The sequence below is a fragment of the Roseateles koreensis genome, assembly GCF_028595305.1.
GTDB classification, from domain to species: Bacteria; Pseudomonadota; Gammaproteobacteria; order Burkholderiales; family Burkholderiaceae_C; genus Paucibacter_A; species Paucibacter_A koreensis.
Window position 1 is genome coordinate 1 of record NZ_JAQQXS010000011.1, and the last position, 24,530, is coordinate 24,530.

The following is a 24,530-nucleotide window of genomic DNA, read 5'->3' on the forward strand; positions in this document are numbered from 1 at the left end:
ACGCCAAACCCCAGCCGCTCACCGTCGCCAGCCCCGCCGGCCTGAACGCCCCCGACCTGCAAGCCGAGCATCTGCTGGACTTCGATCTGCAATACACCCAAACCCCGCAAACCGCCAGCCTGTGGGCCTACAACTACCGCGACCAAGGCCGCCAGCTGCGCAGCAGCATCGATGCGCCGTCCTCAAGGTCTGCAAGGTCTGCAACCTCCGCAACCTCCGCAACCTCCGCAACAGGCGCCCCCCATCTGCGCTGGGAAGAACCCGCCCCAGGCGCCGACGCCCTCAGCTTCCAGGGCAACCACACCGCAGGCATCCAGGCCTGGCTGGACGGCCAAGCCCGCCGCCTCGCGCAAACCCATCGGCAACAAAGCCACAGCCTCACCGCCAGCAGCAACGCCGCCGGCCTGTGGCGCTGCGGCCAGGCCATCAACCTGGACTTGAGCCAAGCCGCGCCCGGGGCGGACAGCCGCTGGCTGCTCACCCACATCGAAGCCGGCAGCCATCTGGGGCCCTGGCTGGAGGCTGAAGAAGGGGATGCCGCCACAGACATAACGCACCAAGCCTACGTCCACTTTGATGCCTGCCCCCTGAGCACCTGGGTGCAACACGGCTGGATGCCGGCCACCCTGGCCACCGCCCCGCTGGACCTCGAACACGCCCGCATCGGCGCCACCCCCGGGGCCGTCTACGCCCATATCGACCCCCACGGCCGCTATCAAATCGAGATCAATGCCGATACCGCCGATACCGCCGATACCGCCGGCGCCGCCAAAGGGGCCACCAGCCGCCCCGTGCGCCACATCCGCAGCCATGCCGGGCCCGACTACGGCTGGCACCTGCCCCTGCACGAAGCCACCGAAGTGCTCGTGGCCTACCACGCCGGCTACGCTGACACCCCCATGATCGCCCGCGCCCTGCACAACAGCAGCCAACCCGACCTCGTCACCGGCCGCAACGCCAGCCGCAACATCCTCAGAACCTGGGCCAATAACAAATTCAGGCTCGAAGACCGGCAAAACGCAGAACACATCAAGTTCAGCACCGAATACGGCCTGAGCCAAGCCAACCTCGGTCACCACGTCAACGCCGAGCGCCAGCCACGCGGTGAAGGCTTTGAGCTCAGAACCGAGCACTGGGGCACGCTCAGAGCCGCCCAAGGCCTGCTGCTCAGCACCTTCGCCGGCCAGCCACGCAGCACGGTCAGCGGCACCTTGTCACCCGCCCATCCCGCTCATCCCGCTCACCAGCTCTACAACCCCGGCGCCGCCGACGTGCAAGGCGCACAAGCCATGGCCGAGCAACGCAGCGAGGCCAACGCCCAAGTCGGCCTGGGGCCCCTCGCCGCCCTGCCAGCCAGCCGCCAACTCAGCGACCAAACCCCCAACATCAGCGCAGCCCTCATCCACGCCGCCAGCGCCGAACACCTGCTCCTGCTCAGCCCCGGCCCGCAAGTGCTGGCCGCGCAAAACATCGCATTCGCAGCCCAAGGCCAACTCGACCTCGCCAGCGCCGAGCCAATCCGCCTCTACGCCAAAACCGGCATCACCTGGCACACCGAAGGCGAGTCCAAAGCCAGCCTCAACAGCCGAGGCAAAGGCGGCAGCCGCACCGACATCATCAGCCAAGGCAACGATCAAACCCAGGTGCAGGGCGGTGCCGCTCACTACCTCGCCCAGCAAGACCTCATCCTCGAATTCCGTGGCCAACACGCCGTGTTCAGCACCCAAGGCGTCATGCTGGAGTTGACGCAAGCCGGCACCCTGACCCTCACCGCCAACACCGACATCGTGGTGGAGGCCAGCAGCCATGAGATTGGCGGGGCGAAGGATTGGGGGAGTGGCTCGGGCAGCGCGGCGGCGGGGGCTTTGAGTTACTGGGGCAAGATGGATGTGAAGGATGTTTGTGTGGAGTGTTTGAAGGCCAGAGCCCTTCACCGGAGCGCGTTTATCAGCTTGGGAGATGGCGCGTGAACGACTGGAGCCCTAAATTTCTGCGCGAGTGGGCGCAGCTACAACAGGAGCACCCGGGTGTTCGTCTGTATGCCTTGGTCGACGCGGCACAAGACCCCCGCGTCTATCCTGGGCTTGTGGACGAGGCCGTCGACAGCTGCCTTTTTGCCGAGCACATCGGCGATGAAATCAGCCGCAATGGCCCGCATCTCGTCTCAGTGCCGCTGGCCGGCCCGCATGGCCTGCGAGAAGATTCGCCATACTGGGTTTTGATCAATCAGTTGGCTACCCTGAAGCCCTGCATCCAATTGATGGCCAGTGATTGGGCTTACGCAGAGCTGCTCACCGCCCTGCGGCAAGCCAGCCAGGTGCGCTTGCCCGATGGCGACGAGATGGTTCTTGCGCTGTGGGACCCCGCCATCTTGGCAACCTTGGTCGCTTGCGCGGAAGACACCAGCCTTCATGTGCCGGGACCGGCCCTGACTCGCCGGCAAATCCATGCGCTGCTCAGGCCGGTGCGGGCGTGGTGGTACTGGAACCGTCATGGCCTTCTATTGCGCTTGAACATCCCCCCAGTCACGCAAATTGCCGCGCCTGATGCGGCCCTAACTCCGGGAACTGACTCAGCCCCCTTTCATCTGGCCCAGGTGCAGGTGGACATGTTGGTGGAGGCCAGCGTCCCCGACCATTTGCTACAGCATCTGCGCATCAATCACCCGCAACTGCTGCATTCAATACCCGAAAGTCAGCACTACTCGCAGATGGAATTGCATCTGCGTGAGGCCAGGCAGCATGGTCTGCGCGGCATGCGCGACTTGCTGAATTTCATCTGCGCGGCCCTGATCTTTGGCCCCCGCTTTGACAGCGACCCCGCCGTGTTGAGTGTGCTCGCTCAAGTGCGCAACAAGACGCTCACGATGAGCGAAGCCATGCAAGCCTTTCCCTCATGAACATCTCACCCCAAAACCGTCGGTCCGCCCGCAGAGCCTGCTTATTGCGCATCGCCTCACTCGCCTTGCTGCCGGCTCTGCAGGCCTGCAAACCCGGTCAGGCTCCCAACAATCCAGGGACTTTGGGTATTCCATTCAAGCAAGGGGACAAGATGAAAGTTGCGTTGGATGTCGTCACGATCGACTACTACAAACGCCCGTTCTTTGAGCTAACGATCAATGGAATAGAGGTTGGACTCGGTGGCCACCTGAAGCCACGAACAACACCCGTCAGTGGTTTCGGTGTGATAACAGCTGTGCCAATCACGCTCGGCCCGCAAACCATCACCTGGCGCTTGGATGGGCCCGAAGGCATGGCCCGCAACGGCGAAACCGTGCAGTGCAAAAACACACCTCAGTTGGACAAGATTCCAGCTGGTCACCAGATCCTGATTATTTACCTCTATCCGGACGATACGGTAGACCTGCAAACCTCCACAGGCGGTGTGTATGACAGCGCACGGGGGCTGGAAATACTGGAGGAGAACCGCCGTGGCCAATAAAGACATTGCGGAGGCAAACGCCGGGACTTGTGATGTAGGCGCGAATATCAAGGTCATCGCCCAATGACTACATCTACGTTTTATTGTCAATCCTCACTCCGTGGCTGTTTGCTGCGCTTGACCTCTTTCATGCTGCTGCTTGCTTTGCAAGCATGCACGCCCGATCAGGTAGGCAGCAACTCCGTAAGCTTAGGTACTCCCATGAAACAAGGAGCCCAAATGAAAGCGCTGATGAATCTCACGGTTGTGAGTTACCACGACCGGGAAATTTTCGATGTACTCATTAACGGCAAATATGCCGGCCTGGGCAGCGGTATGCGATCAGAACCGCTCAGTGGATACGGAACTCAAATTGGCGTGCCAATGACTTTCGGCCCCCAAACCATCACTTGGCGCTTGGATGGTCCCGAAGGCATGGCCCGAAACGGCGAAACCGTCGTGAGCAAGAACACGCCAATTTTTGAGTCCATTCCCAAAGGACACAACACATTGACCGTTTATGTGTATCCAGATGACACGACAGAGTTAGTGACCTCAAAGGACACCGTTGAGGACAGCGCCAGGGGATTGGCAATTATTCGGGAGCGACGCCGTGCCAAACAATGACATGCAGGCGATAAGCGTTATCGCCCACTCCACACGCCGAACCTGTTTGCAACGTTTGGCCTCGCTCATGCTATTGCCGGCTCCGCAGGCCTGCAAACCCGGTCAGGCTCCCAACAATCCAGGGAATTTGGGCATTCCATTCAAGCAAGGGGACACGATGAAAGTTGCGATGGATGTCGTCACGATCGACTACTACAAACGCCCATTCTTTGAGCTGACGATCAATGGAATAGAGGTTGGACTCGGTGGCCACCTGAAACCACGAACAACACCCGTCAGTGGTTTCGGTGTGATAACAGCTGTGCCAATCACGCTCGGCCCGCAAACCATCACCTGGCGCTTGGATGGGCCCGAAGGCATGGCCCGCAACGGCGAAACCGTGCAGTGCAAAAACACACCTCAGTTGGACAAGATTCCAGCTGGTCACCAGATCCTGATTATTTACCTCTATCCGGACGATACGGTAGACCTGCAAACCTCCACAGGCGGTGTGTATGACAGCGCACGGGGGCTGGAAATACTGGAGGAGAACCGCCGTGGCCAATAAAGACATTGCGGAGGCAAACGCCGGGACTTGTGATGTAGGCGCGAATATCAAGGTCATCGCCCAATGACTACATCTACGTCTTATCGTCGCTCTTCACGCCGGACTTGTCTGCTGCGCTTGACTTCCTGCATGTTATTGCCGGTATTGCAAGCTTGTAAGCCCGGTCAGGCTCCCAACAATCCAGGGAATTTGGGTATTCCATTCAAGCAAGGAGACAAGATGAAAGTTGCGTTGGATGTCATTTTGGTCAGCTACTACACGCGCGCCATTTTTGATGTGTTCATGAACGGCGCATGGATAGGCGACGGCGGTGTTGGCAAGAAACTTCGGTCCACGCCCTTGAGTAGTTATGGAATCAACGCGGGCATGACCATTTCTCTAGGGCACCAAACCATCACCTGGCGCTTGGATGGGCCCGAAGGCATGGCCCGCAACGGCGAGACGGTGCAGTGCGAAAACACACCAAGGCTAGATTCAGTGCCGCCCGGTCATCAAATCTTGATCGTCTATATCTACCCGGATGACACGGCAGAGTTGGCAACATCTGACGGGCCAGTCAGGGACAGCACGCGTGGATTGAGTATCTTGGAGGAGCGTAATCGTGAGCACTGAAACCAGTGTCGCTAATGCTAGAAATTGCAACGTTGGCGCCGGCCCCCTCACAGCGGCGCAGGATTGCAACAGTGTCCTTCACATCATCCTGTTCTTTGACGGCACAGGTAACAACGATGAGGCCGACACATCCACCAAGCGTTGGAGCAATATCGCGAGAATTTATCGCTCAGCACGACAGCTCGCTGATGTCACTGGTGACCCCAATGTTTTCCCCATCTACGTGCCGGGCGTAGGCACCACCTTCAATGGCGAGGCGGCAAACTGGATTGATCGGAAGCTGCAAGTCTTTGAGGACAAGGTCACGGGCAATGCAGTGGGTGGGGGTGGGGATAGGCGGCAAGACTTTGCGATGGACAGGGTCAACGACCGCCTCAAGCAACTGCTGCTGGACAACGCCAAAACCCTGGGCGGCGACCTCAAAGCCTATGCCGATCAAGGGCATGACAAAGGCTTTGCCGACTTGGCCCAAGCGCTGGCCGGGCGGCGATTGATCAAGATGATCAATGTGTCCATCTTCGGCTTCTCACGTGGGGCCTCTTTGGCACGCGCCTTCAGCAACCGCCTGGTGAATGCCTGCAAGAAAAATGGCGACCAGCTGCTTTATGAAGGCCACCCGCTGACCTTGAAGTTCATGGGTTTGTTCGACACCGTGGCGTCCTTTGGCGTGCCAGCGGCCAACGTGCAGCTGCCTTGGATGGAGCGCGACTTACGGGTCCCCCCGCAGGTGAAGCGCTGCGTCCACTACATCGCCGCGCATGAGTTGCGCTTTTCCTTCCCGGTGGACTTGATCCGCCGGCACGGCAAGCTGCAGGACAACTGGGAGGAAACGGTTTACCCAGGCGTTCATTCCGATGTTGGCGGGGGGTATGAACCCATTGAACAAGGCGCAGGCAATAACTATGCGCGCATCCCCATGAACGACATGATCAGCGATGCCCGGGCCGAGGGTGTACGCTTGTATGCCAGCGAGGAGATCAAAGGCTTTGCGAATGCGCTTTACAAGGAGCGCTTTGAAACCCTGCCCGCCACCCAGGCCGCCTATCAGGCCTATATGGCGCAAGTTTCCACAAAGAAGGGCCGGGTGGAAGACTGCGTCAAGGCTCATATGACGCTGTACTACCGGGCTTACGGCACCATGCACAGACAACATCGTGTGGGGCCAGGTGACCGGGATCGGCAGACCTCACTGGCCAAGCGTGTGCTGGGCAGCCAGGGCATGGCCTGGGAGGTGGCGCAGTACCGGGGCAAGACGGCGATATCTTCGGTGGTGCTGGGTGGGCACACAGGCGTGCAATACGCCATCTCGGTTAACGCCGAGACCTGGCGATTACAGGCTTGGGATCAGGACGCCAACAACGCCGTGGTCACATTTTTTGATCAGTTTGTGCATGACTCCAAGGCTGGGTTTCTCAACAACGCGGAGCCGTTCAGCTACTTTCAGCCACGCGGCATGGCGGAGTCTTCTCGCAGCGTGAGCCAAGTGGCGGGAGATTGGATTCATGACGCAAGCAGCACTGTTGAGCATGCGGCAGTGGCCACTGCCAAGAAGGCGGATGACGTCGTCAGCGCAGCAGAGAAAAAAGTCAGTGACACCGCATCGACCGTTGCAAAAAAAGCCGAATCGGCCTACGACTCCGGAAAAGAAAAGGTCATTGACACCGCCCGTTCGATCGAACAAAAGGGCAGCCAAGCCGTTGCGGCAGGTAAGCAGGCAGTGTCTAGCGCAATGCACTCCTTGGAGCAGGGCGCAAAAGCCGCAGCGGATGCGGGCGGCAAGGCGGTAGATAGCGGCCTCAATGCAGTTGAACAGGCCTGGGCGGCAAGCCGAGCAGCGCTGGGCTTTTGAATCATCGAGTGCCTATGTTACGAGCGTTCAACACCAAAACCTTTGCCATGGTTACCCCCATGGGTCTTGAATCTTTGCTGGCTCCCGCCGGTCAAGGCCAGGCACGCTGCATCTGGGATGAAAACACCACAGCCGCCCAACTCAGCGCACTGCCTTGGCTGGTGGAACTCAAGACGGAGCAGCAGATCGAACAAAGCTGGCAGCTTGCCAACGACGCGCCCGCTATCACCTGGGTCTGCAGCAGCCTGGGTTTTGATGCCTTGCACCGCGCCTTGTCCGCCCGAATGGAAATGAAGATGGACGATGGCAGCGCCTGGTTGATTCGCCTTGCCGACCCGCGCATCGTTGACGAACTGAACGCCTGGCGCCTGCAGCGCATTGACGAGCGTGGCAAGGCTGCGCGCTCAGATCGGTCGCGTATCGCCAGCGAGGAACAAAAATACGCCAAAGAGCAAAGCGCCTTGACCTCGCAGATCAAGACCGCTGAGCAAGACCCCGCCCGCCTAGCGGCGCAAAAACATCTGCAGGCCGCCGAACAGGAAGCTGTCACGCAACGCAGCCAGTTGGCCATGCTCAGCCGCTCGGACTGGCTGGACGCTGAACGGCTGGGTGCCGCCCTCAAAAACTCAAGGGCTGCAGATACCGCACTTGCCCAGGCCAAGACCGACTTTGCCAAGGCCGACGACCCACGCCTGAAGCTAGAGGCGCGCAAAGCCAACTTGCCGGGCCAGGGTCTGGCCGACAAGCTGGATGCCTATGACGCCGAGTTGCTGCTCGACATCGAGGCTTTGCGCGCCTACCAAAAACAAAACCCCAAGGAGAGCTTGCGCCCGCACTATGCCAATTTGATGGCCGTCTACTCGGCCCAGTTTGACAAAAGGCTGGGGATATTGGCGCGGGAGCCTGAAGTGCTGGCCATTTTTGACAACTATGTGCATGACTCTTTGGCCGCTCTTGGCAAAGACGAGACCTTGCCCAGCGACCCGCGGGTGATTTATGTGGGCGGCGACGCGGAAATTGACTATGCGATGACGGAGCCAAAGCCGTCTCCGACGCAGGCACAGATGGCTTGAACCATGACCATGCCGCTCACAACAACAAAAGCCGAGGGTTGCTGCCAGCCACCGCACTTCCCCATGGCTGCGCCAACCAGTGGTTTGCACACCACCCAGCTTGGCTCCGGCAACAAGAACGAAGGCACACCTCCGGCCACGACCCAACGCCTTCCCATCTCCACCTCCTCCCGCTCCCGCTACGTGATCGAACGCCATCCCAACGGCAGCTATGGTTTTGAGCTACGCGCACATAACGGCCATTGCCTGCTGAGCAATGAGCGGGATGAACCCAGCCTGGAGGCGGCTCTGGCGCTGGTGGAGCGGGTGCGGGTTTTGATCGACCTCGGCAATGCGCAAATGGCGAGTACCGAGTTCAGCAGGCCAGAGGCGGCGCTGGCTCAGGCCTTTGTGTGCCGCCAGTCGCTCACGGGCAAATGGTATTTCGTGGTGCGTGAACCTGCCGACGCAGAGGGCGGGCTTGAACAAGTGCTGGCCAGCAGCAAGCCGTTTGATTACCGCTCCCGTATGGACAAGGCCTTGTACGCGGTGCGGGCTTGCGCACCCGGCAGCCGCGTGGTGGTGGCGGAGGGTTGATGAACGCAATAACAACCCTGCCTAACCACCTCCTGCCACGCATACCCTCGCGACCTTTCACCTGAATTGAAGCCATGCTCAAACGACTCCTCAACAACTTGACGCAAAGTGTTTCTGCGGGAGGCACAGGCAATGCCTCAGGCGCAGCCGCAGTGGGCCCGGGCGCTTACATCGAGCTGCTGGCTCCCATCGAGGGCAGCGCGGCGCCAGGCGCGGGCATAGACCTTGGCTACGAAGACGAGTACGCCGTCATCCAAGACCAAGTAGCCAAGCGCGGCCATATCGACGACAGCCTGATCCAGGGCAATGCCGTGCTGCTGCTGGGCAGCCGGGGCAAGGATTTGCGCGCGGCCGTGTTCCTGGCTTACTCCACCTTGCGCATGGATGGCCTGGCCTCCGCCATGGAGGCTTTGGGTCTGCTGCGGGCCTTGATCGAAACCTTTGGCGATGCCGTGCACCCGCGCAAGCCGGCGGCCCGGCGGGCGGCGCTGGAGTGGCTGTGCAATGAGCGTTTCATCGACCCGCTGACGCTGCGGGCCAAAGACGAGGCCGAGCCAGTTCTGCTGCAATTGCAGGCCAGCGTGAGCGCCCTGGTTGCCGCCGTGCAGGCCTGGCCCGAGGAGGCCAGGCCGGATCTGAGCGGCCTGGTGCAACGCATAGAACTCTGGCTGGATGAGACCCTACGCAACGACTTGCGCAGCGCCGTCAGTCAGCAAGCCCAGCCGGAGCCCAGCCTGCCCACCCTGCTGGGTGCCAGCCAAAACGGTGAAGCCAGTGCCACCACGCCCAAGTCAGCGCAAGAGGCCTGGGCGCTGTTGCGCAAGGCCAGTGTGATGTTGCGTGCTGATGCGCAATGGGCCGATGCCGGCCGGGCTGTATTGCGCGCCGCGCGTTGGGCCAGCGTGGCCGAGCTGCCGCCCCACCAGGCGGGCTTGACCCGTTTTGCCGCACCCCGCAAAGAGGCACGCGCCTATCTGGAAAATCTGCACAGCACGGCCCAGACCCCGGCGCAATGGGACAACTTGCTGGAGGAATGCGCCCGCATGTTCAACGAGGGCAGCAACCACCTCTGGCTGGACCTGCTGGCCTGGAGTGACGCCGCCTATGCGCAGCTGGGTGCAACGCGCGATTTGGCGCGCGCCCAGCTAAGCCTTGATCTACGCGGCATGCTGGCGCGGCTGCCGTTATTGCCTACGCTCAAGTTTGACGACGGCCAGGCCTTTGCCAGCAGCGCCACGCAGGAGTGGATCACCCAGCAGCTCAGACCCGCCGGCAACGCCCACAGCCAGCAACCCGGCCCGCCTGCCAATGGCGCCGAGGCCAACACCGACAGCGACCCGCAAACCATCCTGGCCGCCGCCAAACAAGCCTTCAAGGCCCAGGGCCTGGGTGCGGCCCTGAGCCTGATGCAAACGTATGCACAGGCCTGCACCTCGCAACAAGAACGCTTTGAGCTGCAAACCCTGATGCTGGATCTGGCGCGCGACGCCGGCCGGCGCGACCTGGCCCTGGGGCTGGCGCGCGACCTGGCCGCCCAGGTGGAAGAGTTCTCGCTGGCCCACTGGGCGCCCGCCCTGGCCTTTGATTGCTGGGCCAAGCTCTATGCCTTGCTGCGCGTCAGCGGCGAGGCGGGGCAAGCCGAGGCAAAAGTTTTGTACGGCCGGCTGTGCGGCCTGGACGCCGCACGCGCGGCCGATCTGCCATGAAGGATCTGATGATGAAAGCCACCCCCATGCCCAACACCCGTGTTCGCACCCTCCTCTTTGTCGCGCTTGGCCTGCTCAGCCTGGGCGGCCTCAGCGCTTGCGGCGCGATTCAGGGGGCCAAGAATCTGGCCAAGGCGGCCATCTTCCCGACCGTCGAGAACCTCAAGATCAGCACCCACAGCGAGGCCCTCATCAATGCCGATGACCGTGGTGCGGCCCTGCCGGTGACGGTGCGCATTTACCAGCTGAGCGAAATGAACCAGCTGCTGCAAAGCGACTACACCGCCCTGCTAGAGCGTGACCAAGACAGCCTAGGCACCAGCCTGATTCAACGTTATGAGTACCTGGCCTTTCCGGCCAGCAACTCGGTGCAAGAGTTCCCCATCAAACCCGGCACCCGTTACATCGCTGTGCTGGCCGTGATGCGCAAGGCCCCCGCCCCGGCCTACTACCTGCTGGATGCGGCGCGCATTGATATGGGCGGGCTACAGCTGCGCATAGGCACGCAAAACATGCAGCTGGTGGGAGGCGCCGAGCCTTTGAACAAGGGCAACGAAGCGGCAGCAACAGCCGCTGCGCCCTCCGCCAACCCAGCCCCACCGCCCGATCTTCCCAACCCTAAGACGGCCAAGCAGCCCGAAAAACTGGGTGCGTGAAAACGCCCTGCCAGCCCCTCAATCACGCAGGAGAACCCCATGGCAGACAAGCCCATAGTTTGTGTCGGCAACAGCACCAGCCGTGTCGGCAAGGTGCTCAGTGGCAGCAGCTCTTCCGCCATCAAGGGCAAGGCCGTTGCGCGCCAACGGCCAATATCGCTTTATGAGAATTCATCAACTCGAATGACGGAGACAACAGCATGAAGCAAGCAGGCGAGCAAATTGGTGGCTTTCGACCTTACATCGTGATTGGTGACCGGACGAGCAAAGGCGGGGTCGTATTTTCAGGATCGCCCAACGGGAAATGGGGGCCCGTTGGGAGAGGAATTGCACGTGTTGGTGACCGCGCAACCTGCAAATGCAATCACTGTAAGAGTCGCGGCTACACGATCATCGTGTCTGGTACGCCTAGTTTCAAGGTGGATGGGAGGAACGTTGCTTGCGATGGCGACGTCACGGACTGCGGCGCGGTACTGATGGATGCCGGCGGAGCGGACTTTGTTGTGGCCATGAAGATTGCGGCGGAATTCGACCCATATCCAAATAAATCTCCAAGTTCGCAATCAAACGAATTCGATCTTCACTTTCTCGTGAAAGATGAAAATACTGGCAAGCCAAAAGTCAATGTTCCCTACCGCTTGACTTTGCCAGACGGCCAACAGGTCAAAGGTATAACTGACGAAATGGGGTTTACAAGCAAAATCGGCGCCCAATCCGCACTCACCGCAAAACTGGAGATTCCTTACTATGGCGACAATACAAACACAATTGACGCCCAGGACGGACACGGCGCCTGCGGTTGTTAGCGTGCAGCGCGAACTAAGCGGCGATCAGTGGTGCGCGCGGTTTCTTGGAAGTTCTCTATTATCAGATTTGGAAACTGATTTCCGCGCATGTGTCGAGGAGTTTATTGCAGCTCTAAAAACAGCAGGTGCAATTGTAATCGTCAGCAACACTTATAGGCCAGCCCAAAGGGCACATCTAATTCACTGGAGCTGGATGATCTACAAAAGCATGTGCTACCGGAGAAAGTCCCTCCCAGTGACGGGATTGATATTGAATGGGTGCATCCTACAACTGAAGAGTCATTTGCAGCGGCAAAAGCGATGTGCATATCCTTTAACACAACAACTTTGGGAACAAAGCCCGCATTAGCATCTCAACATGAACTCAGGGTCGCCATCGATATGACCATCAAATGGTCAGGAGATTTGATCATCTCAAATAAAAATGGAAACAATACGACCATTGATATTGATCCAAAAACTGGAATGAACAGTGATTTGATAGCAGTCGGCGCCGCCTATGGTGTTATTAAATACAATCGAACCGGCACAGACAAGCCGCATTGGTCATCGACTGGACAATAAGATGAATTGCATGCGATTAATTTTCACCCTGATGGTGATACTTGGCTTGACCTCCCCACAAGCTCACCCGGCTCAGCCCTTTGGTCACTATACCTCCATTGTCTGGGATAAGTCTGATGACCCCCACGCTGAAGGCTATGCTGTTATTTTGCACCAAGAAAATAGTGTTATTTTTGGTGATTTTTTGTATGCGCCGGGCTCAATCGATATAACAAGATCAAAATTATTTGATTTAAAAATAGAAAAAAACAGAATTGAATTCAAAACAAAAGCATCGTGTTGTCGTGAATTCTCCAAAGAAACCGAGATAGATGGACGACCTAGTCGCGACTATTTTATATTTCAAGGCATTTTTAAAAATAACCACCTGATAGGAAGTTTAGAACATAGAAATGGATATCAACCAGAAGCTCATGTAAAACCTGAAATTATTAAATTAAGAAGAACATCGGAATCAGGAGATTTGATGAGTTTCAAGCGATGGCAGAACAGTTCGCCGCCACCAGCTGACTGGTGAAGATGAGGTCGGTCAGCTGCCCCAAATGCAAGCCGAACAAATTCGTCATTAGCAGTGCGACTTCGAACCATAAGGTGGATGGCAAGCCTGTCGCCCGAGATGGGGACATGGTGGCCTGCGGCGCCACCCTGATTGCCACCCGGGATGCCGGAACGAGCTGATTTGTTGCCATTTTTTGCCCCCTGAAAAACGCCACTCATCGCGCACAAGCCCCATGAACACGCGCATTCGAAGCATTAGGTGTTTTTTTGCGAGTGAATTTTTCGCACACCCGAGCGCAAAGAGAAATGTGCTTGACCGGCGTAGGCCACTTGTGCAATGTGACACCTGACTCGGGGAAGCGACTGCAGCGCATCACTGGTCACAACCCAAATCAACCCAGTTTCGGAGAATAGAAAATGGCAATTCCCGCCTATGCATGGTTCAAGGACGACGGTGGCGCTGATATCAAGGGCTCCGTCGATATCGAAGGCCGCGAGGGTTCAGTAGAAGTGGTGGAGTTTGACCACCAGGTCCGCATTCCAACCGACGCCAACACCGGCAAGCTGACCGGCAACCGGGTCCATGAACCCATGACTCTGGTCAAGTTGGTGGACGCATCTTCACCCTATCTCTACAAGGCCGTGACCAATGGTCAGACCTTGAAGGCGGTGGAAATCAAGTGGTTCCAGATCGACGCCTCGGGCAAGGAAGTTGAGTACTTCAACCACAAGCTGGAGAAGGTCAAGATCATCTCGGTCAAGCCCAAGATGCACAACATCAAGGAGCCTTCCAAGGAGAAGTACAACCATATGGAAGAGATCGAGATGCGTTACGAGAAGGTCACCTGGACCTATAAGGACGGCAACATCATCCATTCCGACAGTTGGATCGAAGGCCGCTAACTCATGATCAGCGCAGGCCCTAATTTGTAGCCAGGGCGGCGCCCATGAGTTGATGCGTTACGCAGATGCGCGGTGTTTCAGGTTTATCTGAGCATCGCGCCTTTTGCCCATCTGACCTGAGCACCTCGGTGCCACGGTTCTGGGGCAAAAACCGGGGCACCGAGGTGCCGTGCTAGGCAAAAAACACAATGCCCCGAAGTTGCGCTAACCCCACGTTGGCGGCGCGGCTCAAGGTGGCTCACAGCAGCAGATTCGAGGGATTCAGCATGGGTCGAACCATCAAGCCACTTTGGGCCGAAGGCGTGTTCCTGGGGCCAGAACATCTGCAGCAACTCGACCTCTACCACGAGGCCAATGTGCGCGAGGCCGCCCGCATGGGCAGCGGCTTCCCCTGGGGTGTGCATGCCTTCGAGATCGACCATGACGCGCTCAACCTGGGCCAACTCAATGCGCTGCGCCTGAAGCTGACCTTCCCCGACGGCGAGACGGTGGACTCAGCCGGCTCAGACCGCCTGCCACGCACCCGCAACCTCAACGAGATCGTGCCCAGCAGCAAGAAGGAGGTGACCGTCTTCGCCGCCCTGCCCCAGTTTGACCCCCGCTCGGGCAACTACCGCATGGATGGTGACGATGGCGCCCGCCCGCGCCGCTACTACCGCGAGTTTGAAGATGTCTCCGACATGACCAATGGCAATGGCGGCACGCAGATGGCCGTGGCCCGCCGCAACGTCAGCCTGATGGTGGAGGGCGAAACGCTGGAAGACTTCCAGACCTGCCCGGTGGCACGGCTGCGGCGCGACAGCAGCGGCATCTTCCGGCTGGCGCGCGACTTTGTGGCGCCGGCCGTCAGCCTGGGCAGTTCGGACATGCTGGTCAACATCCTCAAGCGGCTGCACGATATGTTGCTGGCCAAGTCGCACGCCCTGTCAGACCAGCGGCGCGAGCGCTCCAACCAATTGGTGGAATTCGGCGCCGCCGATGTTTCATTGTTCTGGCTTTTGCACACCGTCAACACGGCCTGGCCCAAGGTTCGCCATTTGCTGGAGAACCCGCAGCTGCACCCCGAGCAGGTCTATCTCTGCCTGGTTGAAATCGCCGCCGCGCTGATGACTTTTGCGCCCGAGGCCAAGCTGGCCGATCTGCCCAGCTACCACCACATCGAACCCACCGCTCATTTCGCCGAGCTGGACCGCCTGGTGCGCCATCTGCTGGAGACCGTCATTCCTTCGCGTTATCACCCCCTGCTGCTGGAGCAGGTGCGGCCCTCGCTGTACTACGGCCGCCTGGACAACGAGGACATGATTGACAAGGTGGACTTCTACCTCAGCGTCCACGCCGCCATGGCCTCGGCCGAGCTGGTTGCGGCGGTAACGCGCGTCATCAAGATCGGCTCGCCCGACGATGTGGGCAAGCTGATCACCTCGGCCACGCCGGGCGTGGTCTTGCAGCACATGCCGCGTGTGCCCTCCTCCATCCCCGTAAAGATGGACAAGCACTACTTCGGCATCGTGGCTGATAACAGCTTTTACCAACGCATGATCCAGTCGCGCACCATTGCGGTCTATGTGCCGCAGGCCCTGCCCGATGCCAGCATTGAACTGATGGCGGTGATGAAAAAATGAGCCTCCTGCACACCCTCATGCAGCGGCTCAAACCCGCCGCCCATCTGCAAGCCCAGCACAGCTACGGCGCAGCCTTCAAACCCGTTCAGGCCGACAGCCTGGCCGACATCTACAAAGACGCGATCTACCTCGCCCTGGACATCCAGCGCGGCCTCAACATCCAGGCGCAGAGCCAGTTCCGCGAGCGGCTGCTGCACCAGCTCGACACCAGCGGCGGCACGGCCCTGGCCGCGAACTACAGCAGCGACGAGGTGGACGACGCGCGCTACGCCGTGGCAGCCTACTTCGACGAAGCGGTGCTGAACTCCGACAACCCGCTGCGCGAGTTCTGGCAAGCCCAGCCCCTGCAACTTGAACTCTACAAAGACAACCGCTCCGGCATCGGCTTCTTCACCCGCCTGGAGCGGCTGCGCCAGAGCCCCGAGCGCAACTTCCGCCTGCTGGAGCTGTACAACCTGTGCCTGATGCTAGGCTTTGAAGGCCGCTACCGGCTCGAAGGCCGGGAGACGCTCAACACTATCTCCGCCGGCCTGGCCCAAGAGATTGCCCGGCTGCGCGGCAATAAAGCCACCCAGCTGGCGCCGCATGCGGTGCTCAAAGAAAGGCGGCGCGCTTTTCACTTGCGCGTCTCAGTCTGGCTGTGGCCCCTGCTCGCTTTGCTGGGCTTGTTTTTTGGCGCCCGCTACCTGAACCAAGACCTGGACGAACGCGCCGCCCGCCTCGCACAAGACAGCCGCCAACTGGCCCAGCAAAGCGTCCACATCAAGCCCGATATCCAGTCGGTGCTGAACGCCATGCTCAAGGGCCGCAGCATAGGTTTTGAGTCCGGCCGCGATCTGCTGACCCCCGCCGGTGCCGCCTTTTTGGACACCTTGCTGCCGGTGCTGCAAAGCGAGCCCGAGGCGCGCGTGGCCCTCAACGGCCACACCGACAGCTTGGGCGCCCCGGCCAGTAACCAGCGCCTCTCCCTGGCGCGCGCGCAGGCGGTGCAGCGCTACCTGACGCAGCACGGCATCGCGGCTGAACGCCTGCAGGCTGAAGGTTTTGGCGCCAGCCAGCCCATCGCCCCCAACACCACAGCCGAAGGCCAGGCGCAAAACCGCCGCATCGAATTCAAGGTCTTGAGCACAAGGCAGGCTGCACCATGAAAAAATTCTTCGAACTGATGCTGACGTTCAAATTCATCGTCAGCTTTCTGGCCCTGCTAGCCTTGCTGTTGATCTGGGTCTGGGGCGATGGCCTGGGCCTGCCCAGCCGCGACAAGCGCTTCATCGCCAGCATGGTGGTGTTCTCCGTCTGGGTGCTGCTCTTGCTGGTGGGGCATTTGCTGGGCCGCAGCGCCAGGCAGACCTGGCGCAACTGGGCCGAGCAACGCCAACAAGCGGCTCAGGCCCTGCCCGTCACGCAAGAAGACCCCAGCTACGCCTTTTTGCGCACGCGTTTGCTGAACGCCATCCATACGCTCAAAACCTCCAGCCTGGGGCGGCGCTGGCTCCCTTTTGGCGGCAACCCCATCTACCGCATGCCCTGGGTGGTGATGCTGGGCCAGGGCGGCGCCGGGCGCACATCCTTGATGACGGGCAGCGATCTGGAATACGCCTTGCTGGAGTACTCGCCCTATCAAGAAAACCGCGACGCCAGCTACAACGGCTGTGAATGGAACTTCGCCAACCAGGCCGTGATCTTGGACACCCATGGCCGCCTGGCCGAAAGCAGCGAAGGCCGTGGCGAATGGCGCAATCTGCTCAGCCTGCTGAAAAAGCACCGCTCAAAGAAACCGCTAGACGCCTTGGTTTTGACCGTCAATGTTGCCGAGTTGGCGCTGGCTGATGCCCCCTCTATCGACAATCTGGCCAAGCAGGTGCGTGACCGCGTGCATGACCTGGCCGACCACATCGGCTTCCAGGTGCCTGTGTATCTGGCCTTCACCCAGATCGATAGGCTGGAAGGCTTTGAGTCCTTTTTCCGTGGTGCCAATGCCAATGAGTTGAAGAAGCCCTGGGGCGCCATGCTGTCCTGGAAGAAGCGCAACAAGCAGCACGCCGCCCAGGCCTTTAACGCCGAGTTCGATCTTCTCGCCAGCGAATTGCGCGAAATGGCCGAGCAGCGCCTGCTGCAACAGCGCGGCGCGGGGGAGCGGCTGGGGCTTTACTCCTTCCCCATCGAATTCTCCAAACTCAAGCCGGCCTTGAGCAGCTTTGTGGGCAAGCTGTTTCAAACCAACCCTTACCAGTTCCGCCCACTGTTCCGCGGCTTCTACTTCACCAGCGTGGCTCAGAGCGGCAATCTAGTCAGCCCGGCGGGCACGCAGATTCGCGAAGCCTTTGGCATTCCCGACGGCGGCACGCGCCCCAACACCCATAGCGGCCCGGCCCGGCCCTTCTTCGTCAACGAGTTTTTCAGCAGCCTGGTGTTGCCCGACCGTGGCCTGGCCCTGCGCCTGCCCTGGCGCCTGGAGCGTTGGCAAAAGTGGATGTTGTCCATCACCCTGCTGCTCACCGTGCTGGCGGCCTTATGCCTGGGGCTGAGCTGGTACAACAACCGCAGCGCGCAACAGTCCCTGGATCACCGCATGAGCCAGCTCAGCGAAAGCTTGGCCGAAAGCCAGGACCCGCGTGACTGGCTGATGCAGCTCGATGCGCTGCGCGGCGAGGCCCAGGCGCTGGACACGCATCAAACGCTCAGCCCACTCAGTTGGCGCTTCGGCCTCTACCATGGCGACAGCAGCCGTGCTGCGGCCAGGCAGGCCTTCTTCGGGCAATTCCAGCAGCAGCTGATCCAGCCCGTGGGCCATTGGCTGGAGGCCGAACTCAGCGCCCTCAACCTGCCGGATGCGGCCACCCTGGCACAGCAAAAAAGCCAGGGCAAGTTGGCCGCCGCACAAAACGCCGCCACGGCCGCCGCCAGCAATAACGCCGCGCAAGCCCTGGCCAAGGGCCAAGCGCCTAACCTCAGGGCCAGCGGCATGGCCGCCTTGCGCGGCGGTGCGGCCAGCCTGAAAGCGCCAGTCAGCAACGATGAAGACCCCATCGAGGAGAGCTACGCCTTGTTCAAGGTTTATTCGGCCTTGGCAGAACCGGCCCGCGCCGAACTGCCCTTGATGAGCAAGCGCCTGCCCGATCTATGGCAACGCGCGGTGGCCAGTCATTTAGGCAAGAAGAAGACCCTCAGCGCCAACGAGCAAACCGCCTTGCAGCGCTGCATTGCCTACTATCTGGCCGAACTGAAAGCCGCTGATGCACCGCGTTATCAAGCCCGTGATGCCGTGCTGGGCAAGGCCCGCGACACCCTCAAAAACCTGGTGACCGAGATGAGCCCCGTGCGGCGACTCTACAAAAGCATTCTTGCGCAGGCGCAGAGCTTCCCTGCCATCACCCTGGCCGGCGCCCTGGGCGAGCCCAGCGACCTGCTGCATGGCAATGCCCGAGTAAGCGGCAGCTTCACCAAGCAGGCCTGGGAAAAGTTCTTCAAAGCCGCCTTCGAAGAAGCCAGCAAAAAAGAGCTGATTAGCGACAACCTGTTGCAGCAAGACGAGTCGCGCGAGGAGAGCAAAACGCTTGCCGCAGCAGCAGCACCAACAGCATCAGCAGGCGAGCCCAGCGAGGCCGCCCATGCCGCCAGCCAAAAGGTATTTGACGAGCTCAAAGGCCTCTACATCGACGACTATGCCCAAGCCTGGCGCAGCTTCCTCGCACAGATCGAAGTGACGCCTTTTGCCAGCCCGGACGCAGCCGTGGTGGGGCTTGCTCGTCTGGGAGATTTGCGCTCATCGCCCTATGTGGCCCTGGTGCAGACCCTAGACGAGCAAACCTCCTGGGACGCGCCCACCAAGCCCATTTTTGAAGAGATTGCCGGCCACGCCCAAGGCCTCAAAGACAAGTTGCTGGGCAATGAGCCACAGAAACAGCGGGTGCAAAAAGGCGAGCAGGTGGTGGGCCGGGGCCGGCTGGAGAGCATGTTCATGCCCCTGGTCAGCCTGGTGCGCAGCCCTGACAAAGGCGGGCAAATCAACCAAAGCCTAGGCCGCTATCTGGAGCAGTTGCAAGCGGTGCGCAACCGCTTGGCCAAGATCCGCACTGGGAGCGCCCAGGGGGGGGCTGCCGTCACCCTGGTCAAGAACACGCTGGACGGCGTGGGCTCCGAAATCAACGACGCCTTCGTCTGGACCGACCAGTTGCTCAGCGGCATGGACTACAAGACCCAAGACGCTGTGCGCAATCTTTTCATGCAACCCATTTTGAGCAGCTGGGACGCGGTGCTCAACCCCGCCGCCGTGGAAATCAACAGCGCCTGGAACAACGCCGTGCTGGAACCCTGGACCCAGGCTTTTGCCGGACGCTACCCCTTTGTGGACAGCACGCAAGACGCCTCCATGCTCGAGTTAGCCAAATTTGTGCGCGACAAAGACGGCGTCGTCTGGAGCTTTATGCGCCAGAACTTTGACTTCCTCGTCATCAAGCAAGGCACACAGTTGGTGCCGCGCCAATGGGCCGGCCGTGGCCTGAATGTGCGGCCCGACTTTCTTGACACCATCAACCGCCTGGCCCGCGTCGGCGAGGCCATTGCGCTCAAAGGCGAGGTGGGCTTCAAGTTCTATCTGCAACCGGAACCTAACCCCAAGGTGGCGCAGACCGAGCTTGAGCTGGACGGCCAGGTTCTCAAGTATCAAAACGGCCCACAAGACTGGCGCCTGATGAGCTGGCCCGGCCCCAGCACCGCGCCGCAGCTGCGCGTTCAAGCCCTGGTCCAAGCGCCTGCGGCTGCGCCGGCCGAGGGCAATACAGCCTCCAATGGCACGGCTGCCACCGTGCAAATGGCGCAGTACCAGCGCGGCCCCTGGGCCCTGATGCGAGCCCTGGCTGCTGCCCAGATTGAGCGCTTGGACGGCGGCCGGGCACGCGTCAGTTGGCCCACCAGCGGCGGGCAAACTGTCAGCTATCTGATGCGCAACGAAGCCAGCTACGGCCCGCAAGACCTGGCCCTGATCTACGGCCTCAAACTGCCCGGGCAGATTTTGCAATTGCAAAGCCAGGCAGCGGCCGCTGCCCCAAGCACCGGCACCAGTCCCCTGCCCCCACCCGCAAAAGGCGCCGCCGTTCAAAAGACCGCCGCCGAACGCGAAACCCAATTGCAGTCGCGCCAAGCCCTGCTGCAAAGAGTCAACCAAGGCCTGGCTCAGCCCCAGGGCGGTGGTATCGCCAATGCCGAAGGCCGGCCCTCGCCATGAATAACGCCGCCTCCCGCCACTCCCAGCACCGCCTGCACATCATCGGCATGCCGCAGCTGGAGGCGCTGGACCTGATCCGCGTGCAAGGCAGCGAACGCCTCGGCGGCCTGTACCGCTACGAGCTGGCATGTGAAGCCCCCGCTGGTGTGGATGTGAGCGGCTCGCTACAGCCGCTCATCGGCTGCCGCGCCAATTTGCAAATGGGCCCGCGTTTGATTTGGGGGCAAATCAGCAGCGCCCGCTGGCACTACGCGCGCGGCGTGCCGCGCCTCCATCTGGTGCTGGAGCCTCGCCTGGCCCGCCTGGGCCTGATGCGAATGAACCAGGTTTTTCTGAACCAAAGCTCGGTGCAAACCGTGCAGGCCGTGTTGGAACAAAGCGGCCTGAGCGCGCAGTGGCAGGATTGGCGCGTCAGCGCCTCCTACCCTGTATTCGCGCAAAGAACTTGCTATGAGCAGAGCGCCTTGGACTTCGTGCTGTGGCTGCTGGCGTACGAGGGCATCGGGCTGCGCTTCGAGCATGCCCGCGAAGGCGAGCGACTTGTGTTCTTCGACGACCACGCCGGCCTGGACCGCAGCAGCCCCTATCTGCAAGGCCTGCGCGTGGCGCCGCGCGCCGGCTTGGTCAACGACTCCGAACCTGAAACCCTCACCCACGCCAGCCTCCAAAGCCGCGCAACCGCCCAAGCCGTCGATCTGACGGAATACGACGCCCAACAAGCCCAACTCAACCTCTCCGTCACGCAGGGCGAGGCCCAAGACGGGGAGCAGGCTTTTCACAGCCATGGGGAGCATTACAAGACCGTGGTCGACGGCGATCAAATCGCCCAGGTCCGCCTGCAAGAACGCCTGTGCCGCCAGCAAACCCTGCTAGGCCAGGGCCCGCTGATGGAGCTGCAAGCCGGCCGGGTCATCAAGGTGGATGGCGATGACGTAGCAGGTTACTGGGTCGTCACTGAGTTGCACCTCGACACCCACCGCGACGGCAGCCTGCACACCCGCTTTGAAGCCGCCCGGGCCGACAACCCCCAGCAAATGTGGCGGCCCGAACGAGTCACCCCTCGCCCCAAGATCCACGGCTTGGTGCCCGCCAAAATTCACCGGGGCCAGCCGATCGCCCAGCTCGACGAAGTAGGCCGTTACCACGTCGGCTACCCCTGGCAGGATCAACCCGAGTCCAAGGCGCTGCGCATGGTTCAGCCCTATGCCGGACCCAGCTACGGCAGCCACTTCCCGCTCAAAGACAATGCCGAGGTCTGGCTGGGCCATGTGCAAGGCGACCCCGACCGGCCCATTGTTCTAGGCGTGAGTCACTCCGGCCAACAAGCCGATGTAGTCACCGCCAAAGACAATAGCCGCAACGTCTTGCGCAGCCAGGCCGGCAACAAGCTGCGCCTGGAAGACCGCCAAGGTGAAGAACACATCAAGCTGTACACGCCGCATGGCCATAGCCAGCTCAACCTGGGCCATATGGTCACCCATGGCAAAAAGCAACGCGGCCAAGGGCTAGAGCTGCGCAGCGCGCTGCACGGCGCCATCCGCTCGGCGAATCAGTTACTCATCACCACCGGCACGGCCAGCCCACGCGCCACCGGCGAGGCCCAGCGCAGTGCCAGCAGCAGCGAGGTGCGCGCCACGCTGCAAAACCTGCACAGCTTCATCGGCAACCGCAGCCTCGCCGCCCACCAGGTCGGCGCTTTTACGCTGGCCAGCCTGCCCACCGCCACCGGGGTCAAGAACGCCCTCGACACCACCGTCAAAGACGCGCTGGGTCCCAGCAAAGCCCATCAAATCCACTGGGCCGCAGCCGGTCAAGTGCTGGGTGCCCCCACCCTCCACGCAGCCGCGAGCCAAGACCTGGGCGCCTGGAGCCTTGCCGGCCAAGACTGGCTGGCCGGCAGCCAAATCCAGCTTGCCACCCAAGGCGCCAGCCGCGTCCACATCGAACAAGGCGGACGCAAAGCCTTTGTGAGCGAAGGCAATGCGGAGACCACCATCTCCAAAGGCCGGCTGCACATTCTGGTGGAAGGAAACATCACCCTCCAAAGCCAAGGCGGCGCCATCAGCCTGAAGGCCGGCGGCAGCAGCATCCAGCTCACGGCCCATGGGCATGCCGGGCTCAAATCTTCAGGCGCCAGTGTCATGCAAACCAGCTTGCATGAGGTCAAGGCGGGGGCGGTGATGGTGCAAGGGGGGAGTAAGGCGCAGTTGCCGGGGGAATTGAGTTCGACCGCCATGACCCCCGCCAAGAACTGGCTGGCGCTCAAACGCCTTGACGATGAACTGCAGCCCGTCACGCCTTGCAAAGTCTCGGCCCTCTTCGCGGGCGGTGAACGCAGGGAGGGCTCGCTCGACAAGAACGGCAGCATCCGCTTTGAAGACGTCCCTGCAGGCCTGGCCCAGATTGTCTATACCGACCCGGAGTCCCCCAAGCTGCCCCGTGAGTATGCGGTAGCGAAATTGCCATCCGGCCTCGCCCAACTCCTGGGGGGCCGAGGATGAGTGATTTCTGGAAAACCGCCAACGACTATTGCGAGTCACTCTATGCCGATCTGAGCACCGAGCTGGTCAGCGGTTACGACGCTGGGGTTGCCAAACTCAAAGACATCGCCGGTGGCGCTGAAAACGCCGGGCTCTGGGTCTGGCACGCCTTGCAAGGTGACTGGAATGATGAGCGGACGGTGGGCCAGATTGCCGCCGATGCCGTGCTGGGCATGGTGCCCTTTGTGGGCCAGCTGCTGTGCCTCAGAGACTTGATCGCCAACGCCAAGAAGATTCTGGAAGACGCCCGCAACAGCTTGGCCTGGGTTGCCTTGGTGCTGACGCTGATCGCCTTATTCCCGGTGCTGGGCGCGCCGGCCAAGGGGGCGGCCCGTATCATCTTTTTATACATCCGCAAGTTCGACGGCAAGGTGGCGCCAGCCGTTGAGGCGGCGATGCAGCCGGTGCTGATGTTTCTGCGTGACCCCAAGGTTCAACGCATCCTGGGTACGGCGCAGATTGACAAGGTGCTCAAGACCATCGCCACAGAGCTGCGCAGCCTCAAAGGCCAGCTCACCGCTGCCCGGGTGCTGGCCCAGCTAGACGAGTTGATCAGCGCCTTCAAAGCCATGGTGGCCAAGCTCAAAGTCGTGCTGCCTCAAAGCCAGAGCGCATGGTTGCTGCAGGCGCTGAGCGAGTTGGAGCGGGTACGCCTGCTCGCAGAAAAGCCCATCCAAGAAGCCATCAGCCCGGTTCAAAAAATTCTGGACGAAGTGGCAGCCCGGCTGGAGCTGGAAGCCGCCAAACCGCAAGCCGCCCTGCATGCGCCCAGCAATGCCAAGACGGTGCACAGCGTGCCCGAAAGCCTGCACGGCATCGACCCGCGCAACCTCTCCATCGGCAAGAAGGGCTTGTTCGGCGAGATCATCAGCGACCACTTCATGGAGACGGCTGGCCATAAATCCCTCATGGACGAAGGCCGCCGGGTACGCGATCTGCAAAGCGTGCCGCGAGGGCGCGGTATCGACGGCGTCTACCAAAACGCCACGCCACCCCCGCCCTACATCGTCACCGAGACAAAATACCGCACGGAAGCAGGGCTGTACATTGACTCGGATGGCACGGCTTCGACTCAGCTACTCAGCACGACCAAGGGGAGCAAGGGGCGGCCGGGGGCGAAGCAGATGACGGATGAGTGGATCAGACCGAGATTGGCGGATGAGTTTAGTAGAGCCCTTTCTGACAAGATCAAGGCAGAAAAATATGAACGGTGGCTGATGATTGTTGGGCCGTCAGGAAAAGTAGAGCAAATTACAAAACTAGATGGCGCAGCAAACGCCATTGGTGCCATCAAACCTTGAGGC

At 60.7% G+C, this 24,530-nt stretch carries 22 protein-coding genes; all 22 read left to right on the forward strand.

Going from position 1 to position 24,530, the window contains the following annotated elements; all coding sequences use genetic code 11:
* A partial coding sequence (locus PRZ01_RS12875) for a type VI secretion system Vgr family protein (RefSeq protein ID WP_273597201.1) occupies positions 1-1,970 on the forward strand: 1,970 nt, incomplete at its 5' end.
* Complete coding sequence (locus tag PRZ01_RS12880) at positions 1,967-2,899, forward strand: DUF4123 domain-containing protein (RefSeq protein WP_273597202.1); 933 nt, start codon at positions 1,967-1,969, stop codon at positions 2,897-2,899. The genes PRZ01_RS12875 and PRZ01_RS12880, both read left to right, overlap by 4 nt.
* A complete protein-coding gene (locus PRZ01_RS12885) occupies positions 2,896-3,441 on the forward strand; it encodes a hypothetical protein (RefSeq protein ID WP_273597203.1) in 546 nt (181 codons plus the stop codon). Before PRZ01_RS12880 ends, PRZ01_RS12885 begins: the two co-directional genes overlap by 4 nt.
* A gap of 129 nt (positions 3,442-3,570) precedes the next feature.
* A complete protein-coding gene (locus PRZ01_RS12890) occupies positions 3,571-4,047 on the forward strand; it encodes a hypothetical protein (RefSeq protein ID WP_273597204.1) in 477 nt (158 codons plus the stop codon).
* Complete coding sequence (locus tag PRZ01_RS12895) at positions 4,034-4,594, forward strand: hypothetical protein (RefSeq protein WP_273597205.1); 561 nt, start codon at positions 4,034-4,036, stop codon at positions 4,592-4,594. The genes PRZ01_RS12890 and PRZ01_RS12895 overlap by 14 nt, the downstream gene beginning before the upstream one ends.
* Positions 4,595-4,723: 129 nt before the next feature.
* Positions 4,724-5,206, forward strand: coding sequence for a hypothetical protein (locus PRZ01_RS12900; protein ID WP_273597206.1), 483 nt, complete (start codon positions 4,724-4,726; stop codon positions 5,204-5,206).
* On the forward strand, positions 5,196-7,055 hold the full coding sequence (locus PRZ01_RS12905; RefSeq protein WP_273597207.1) for a T6SS phospholipase effector Tle1-like catalytic domain-containing protein: 1,860 nt from the start codon (positions 5,196-5,198) through the stop codon (positions 7,053-7,055). Before PRZ01_RS12900 ends, PRZ01_RS12905 begins: the two co-directional genes overlap by 11 nt.
* 59 nt (positions 7,056-7,114) lie before the next feature.
* A complete protein-coding gene (locus tag PRZ01_RS12910) occupies positions 7,115-8,128 on the forward strand; it encodes a DUF4123 domain-containing protein (RefSeq protein WP_273597208.1) in 1,014 nt (337 codons plus the stop codon).
* A gap of 63 nt (positions 8,129-8,191) precedes the next feature.
* Positions 8,192-8,704: a YegP family protein gene (locus PRZ01_RS12915; protein WP_273597209.1), complete on the forward strand. Its 513-nt coding sequence runs from the start codon at positions 8,192-8,194 to the stop codon at positions 8,702-8,704.
* 74 nt (positions 8,705-8,778) lie between these two features.
* Complete coding sequence (gene tssA, locus PRZ01_RS12920) at positions 8,779-10,410, forward strand: type VI secretion system protein TssA (protein ID WP_273597210.1); 1,632 nt, start codon at positions 8,779-8,781, stop codon at positions 10,408-10,410.
* An 11-nt stretch (positions 10,411-10,421) separates the two neighbouring features.
* A complete protein-coding gene (tssJ, locus tag PRZ01_RS12925; protein WP_273597211.1) occupies positions 10,422-11,066 on the forward strand; it encodes a type VI secretion system lipoprotein TssJ in 645 nt (214 codons plus the stop codon).
* Positions 11,067-11,105: 39 nt separating this feature from the next.
* Positions 11,106-11,270: a PAAR domain-containing protein gene (locus PRZ01_RS12930; RefSeq protein WP_273597212.1), complete on the forward strand. Its 165-nt coding sequence runs from the start codon at positions 11,106-11,108 to the stop codon at positions 11,268-11,270.
* Entirely contained in the window at positions 11,267-11,872 is a 606-nt protein-coding gene (locus PRZ01_RS12935; RefSeq protein ID WP_273597213.1) for a PAAR domain-containing protein, read from the forward strand. The genes PRZ01_RS12930 and PRZ01_RS12935 overlap by 4 nt, the downstream gene beginning before the upstream one ends.
* A 210-nt stretch (positions 11,873-12,082) precedes the next feature.
* Positions 12,083-12,436, forward strand: a complete 354-nt coding sequence (locus tag PRZ01_RS12940; protein ID WP_273597214.1) for a hypothetical protein — start codon at positions 12,083-12,085, stop codon at positions 12,434-12,436.
* Between the two features lie 10 nt (positions 12,437-12,446).
* Positions 12,447-12,953, forward strand: a complete 507-nt coding sequence (locus tag PRZ01_RS12945) for a hypothetical protein (RefSeq protein WP_273597215.1) — start codon at positions 12,447-12,449, stop codon at positions 12,951-12,953.
* A gap of 2 nt (positions 12,954-12,955) precedes the next feature.
* Positions 12,956-13,114 carry a PAAR domain-containing protein gene (locus PRZ01_RS19310; RefSeq protein WP_409993854.1) on the forward strand — a complete coding sequence of 53 codons (159 nt, stop codon included), beginning with the start codon at positions 12,956-12,958 and terminating at the stop codon, positions 13,112-13,114.
* 237 nt (positions 13,115-13,351) lie between these two features.
* Positions 13,352-13,837, forward strand: coding sequence for an Hcp family type VI secretion system effector (locus PRZ01_RS12950; protein WP_273597216.1), 486 nt, complete (start codon positions 13,352-13,354; stop codon positions 13,835-13,837).
* 266 nt (positions 13,838-14,103) lie between these two features.
* Positions 14,104-15,459, forward strand: coding sequence for a type VI secretion system baseplate subunit TssK (tssK, locus tag PRZ01_RS12955; protein WP_273597217.1), 1,356 nt, complete (start codon positions 14,104-14,106; stop codon positions 15,457-15,459).
* Positions 15,456-16,607 carry a type IVB secretion system protein IcmH/DotU gene (icmH, locus tag PRZ01_RS12960; protein WP_273597218.1) on the forward strand — a complete coding sequence of 384 codons (1,152 nt, stop codon included), beginning with the start codon at positions 15,456-15,458 and terminating at the stop codon, positions 16,605-16,607. The genes tssK and icmH overlap by 4 nt, the downstream gene beginning before the upstream one ends.
* Positions 16,604-20,686, forward strand: coding sequence for a type VI secretion protein IcmF/TssM N-terminal domain-containing protein (locus tag PRZ01_RS12965; protein ID WP_273597220.1), 4,083 nt, complete (start codon positions 16,604-16,606; stop codon positions 20,684-20,686). Before icmH ends, PRZ01_RS12965 begins: the two co-directional genes overlap by 4 nt.
* Positions 20,683-23,187, forward strand: a complete 2,505-nt coding sequence (locus PRZ01_RS12970) for a type VI secretion system Vgr family protein (protein WP_273597221.1) — start codon at positions 20,683-20,685, stop codon at positions 23,185-23,187. The genes PRZ01_RS12965 and PRZ01_RS12970 overlap by 4 nt, the downstream gene beginning before the upstream one ends.
* Positions 23,184-24,527, forward strand: a complete 1,344-nt coding sequence (locus PRZ01_RS12975; protein ID WP_273597222.1) for a hypothetical protein — start codon at positions 23,184-23,186, stop codon at positions 24,525-24,527. Before PRZ01_RS12970 ends, PRZ01_RS12975 begins: the two co-directional genes overlap by 4 nt.
* The last annotated feature ends 3 nt before the right edge of the window (positions 24,528-24,530 follow it).

What these genes read in the sequence shown, in the direction of transcription:
- PRZ01_RS12975 (WP_273597222.1), top strand. Translation starts at nt 23,184, where the DNA reads ATGAGTGATTTCTGGAAAACCGCCAACGACTATTGCGAGTCACTCTAT.
- PRZ01_RS12950 (WP_273597216.1), top strand. Translation starts at nt 13,352, where the DNA reads ATGGCAATTCCCGCCTATGCATGGTTCAAGGACGACGGTGGCGCTGAT.
- PRZ01_RS12910 (WP_273597208.1), top strand. Translation starts at nt 7,115, where the DNA reads ATGGGTCTTGAATCTTTGCTGGCTCCCGCCGGTCAAGGCCAGGCACGC.
- PRZ01_RS12965 (WP_273597220.1), top strand. Translation starts at nt 16,604, where the DNA reads ATGAAAAAATTCTTCGAACTGATGCTGACGTTCAAATTCATCGTCAGC.
- tssJ (WP_273597211.1), top strand. Translation starts at nt 10,422, where the DNA reads ATGAAAGCCACCCCCATGCCCAACACCCGTGTTCGCACCCTCCTCTTT.
- tssA (WP_273597210.1), top strand. Translation starts at nt 8,779, where the DNA reads ATGCTCAAACGACTCCTCAACAACTTGACGCAAAGTGTTTCTGCGGGA.
- PRZ01_RS12935 (WP_273597213.1), top strand. Translation starts at nt 11,267, where the DNA reads ATGAAGCAAGCAGGCGAGCAAATTGGTGGCTTTCGACCTTACATCGTG.
- PRZ01_RS12970 (WP_273597221.1), top strand. Translation starts at nt 20,683, where the DNA reads ATGAATAACGCCGCCTCCCGCCACTCCCAGCACCGCCTGCACATCATC.
- PRZ01_RS19310 (WP_409993854.1), top strand. Translation starts at nt 12,956, where the DNA reads ATGAGGTCGGTCAGCTGCCCCAAATGCAAGCCGAACAAATTCGTCATT.
- icmH (WP_273597218.1), top strand. Translation starts at nt 15,456, where the DNA reads ATGAGCCTCCTGCACACCCTCATGCAGCGGCTCAAACCCGCCGCCCAT.
- tssK (WP_273597217.1), top strand. Translation starts at nt 14,104, where the DNA reads ATGGGTCGAACCATCAAGCCACTTTGGGCCGAAGGCGTGTTCCTGGGG.
- PRZ01_RS12890 (WP_273597204.1), top strand. Translation starts at nt 3,571, where the DNA reads ATGCTGCTGCTTGCTTTGCAAGCATGCACGCCCGATCAGGTAGGCAGC.
- PRZ01_RS12900 (WP_273597206.1), top strand. Translation starts at nt 4,724, where the DNA reads ATGTTATTGCCGGTATTGCAAGCTTGTAAGCCCGGTCAGGCTCCCAAC.
- PRZ01_RS12930 (WP_273597212.1), top strand. Translation starts at nt 11,106, where the DNA reads ATGGCAGACAAGCCCATAGTTTGTGTCGGCAACAGCACCAGCCGTGTC.
- PRZ01_RS12885 (WP_273597203.1), top strand. Translation starts at nt 2,896, where the DNA reads ATGAACATCTCACCCCAAAACCGTCGGTCCGCCCGCAGAGCCTGCTTA.
- PRZ01_RS12915 (WP_273597209.1), top strand. Translation starts at nt 8,192, where the DNA reads ATGGCTGCGCCAACCAGTGGTTTGCACACCACCCAGCTTGGCTCCGGC.
- PRZ01_RS12945 (WP_273597215.1), top strand. Translation starts at nt 12,447, where the DNA reads ATGCGATTAATTTTCACCCTGATGGTGATACTTGGCTTGACCTCCCCA.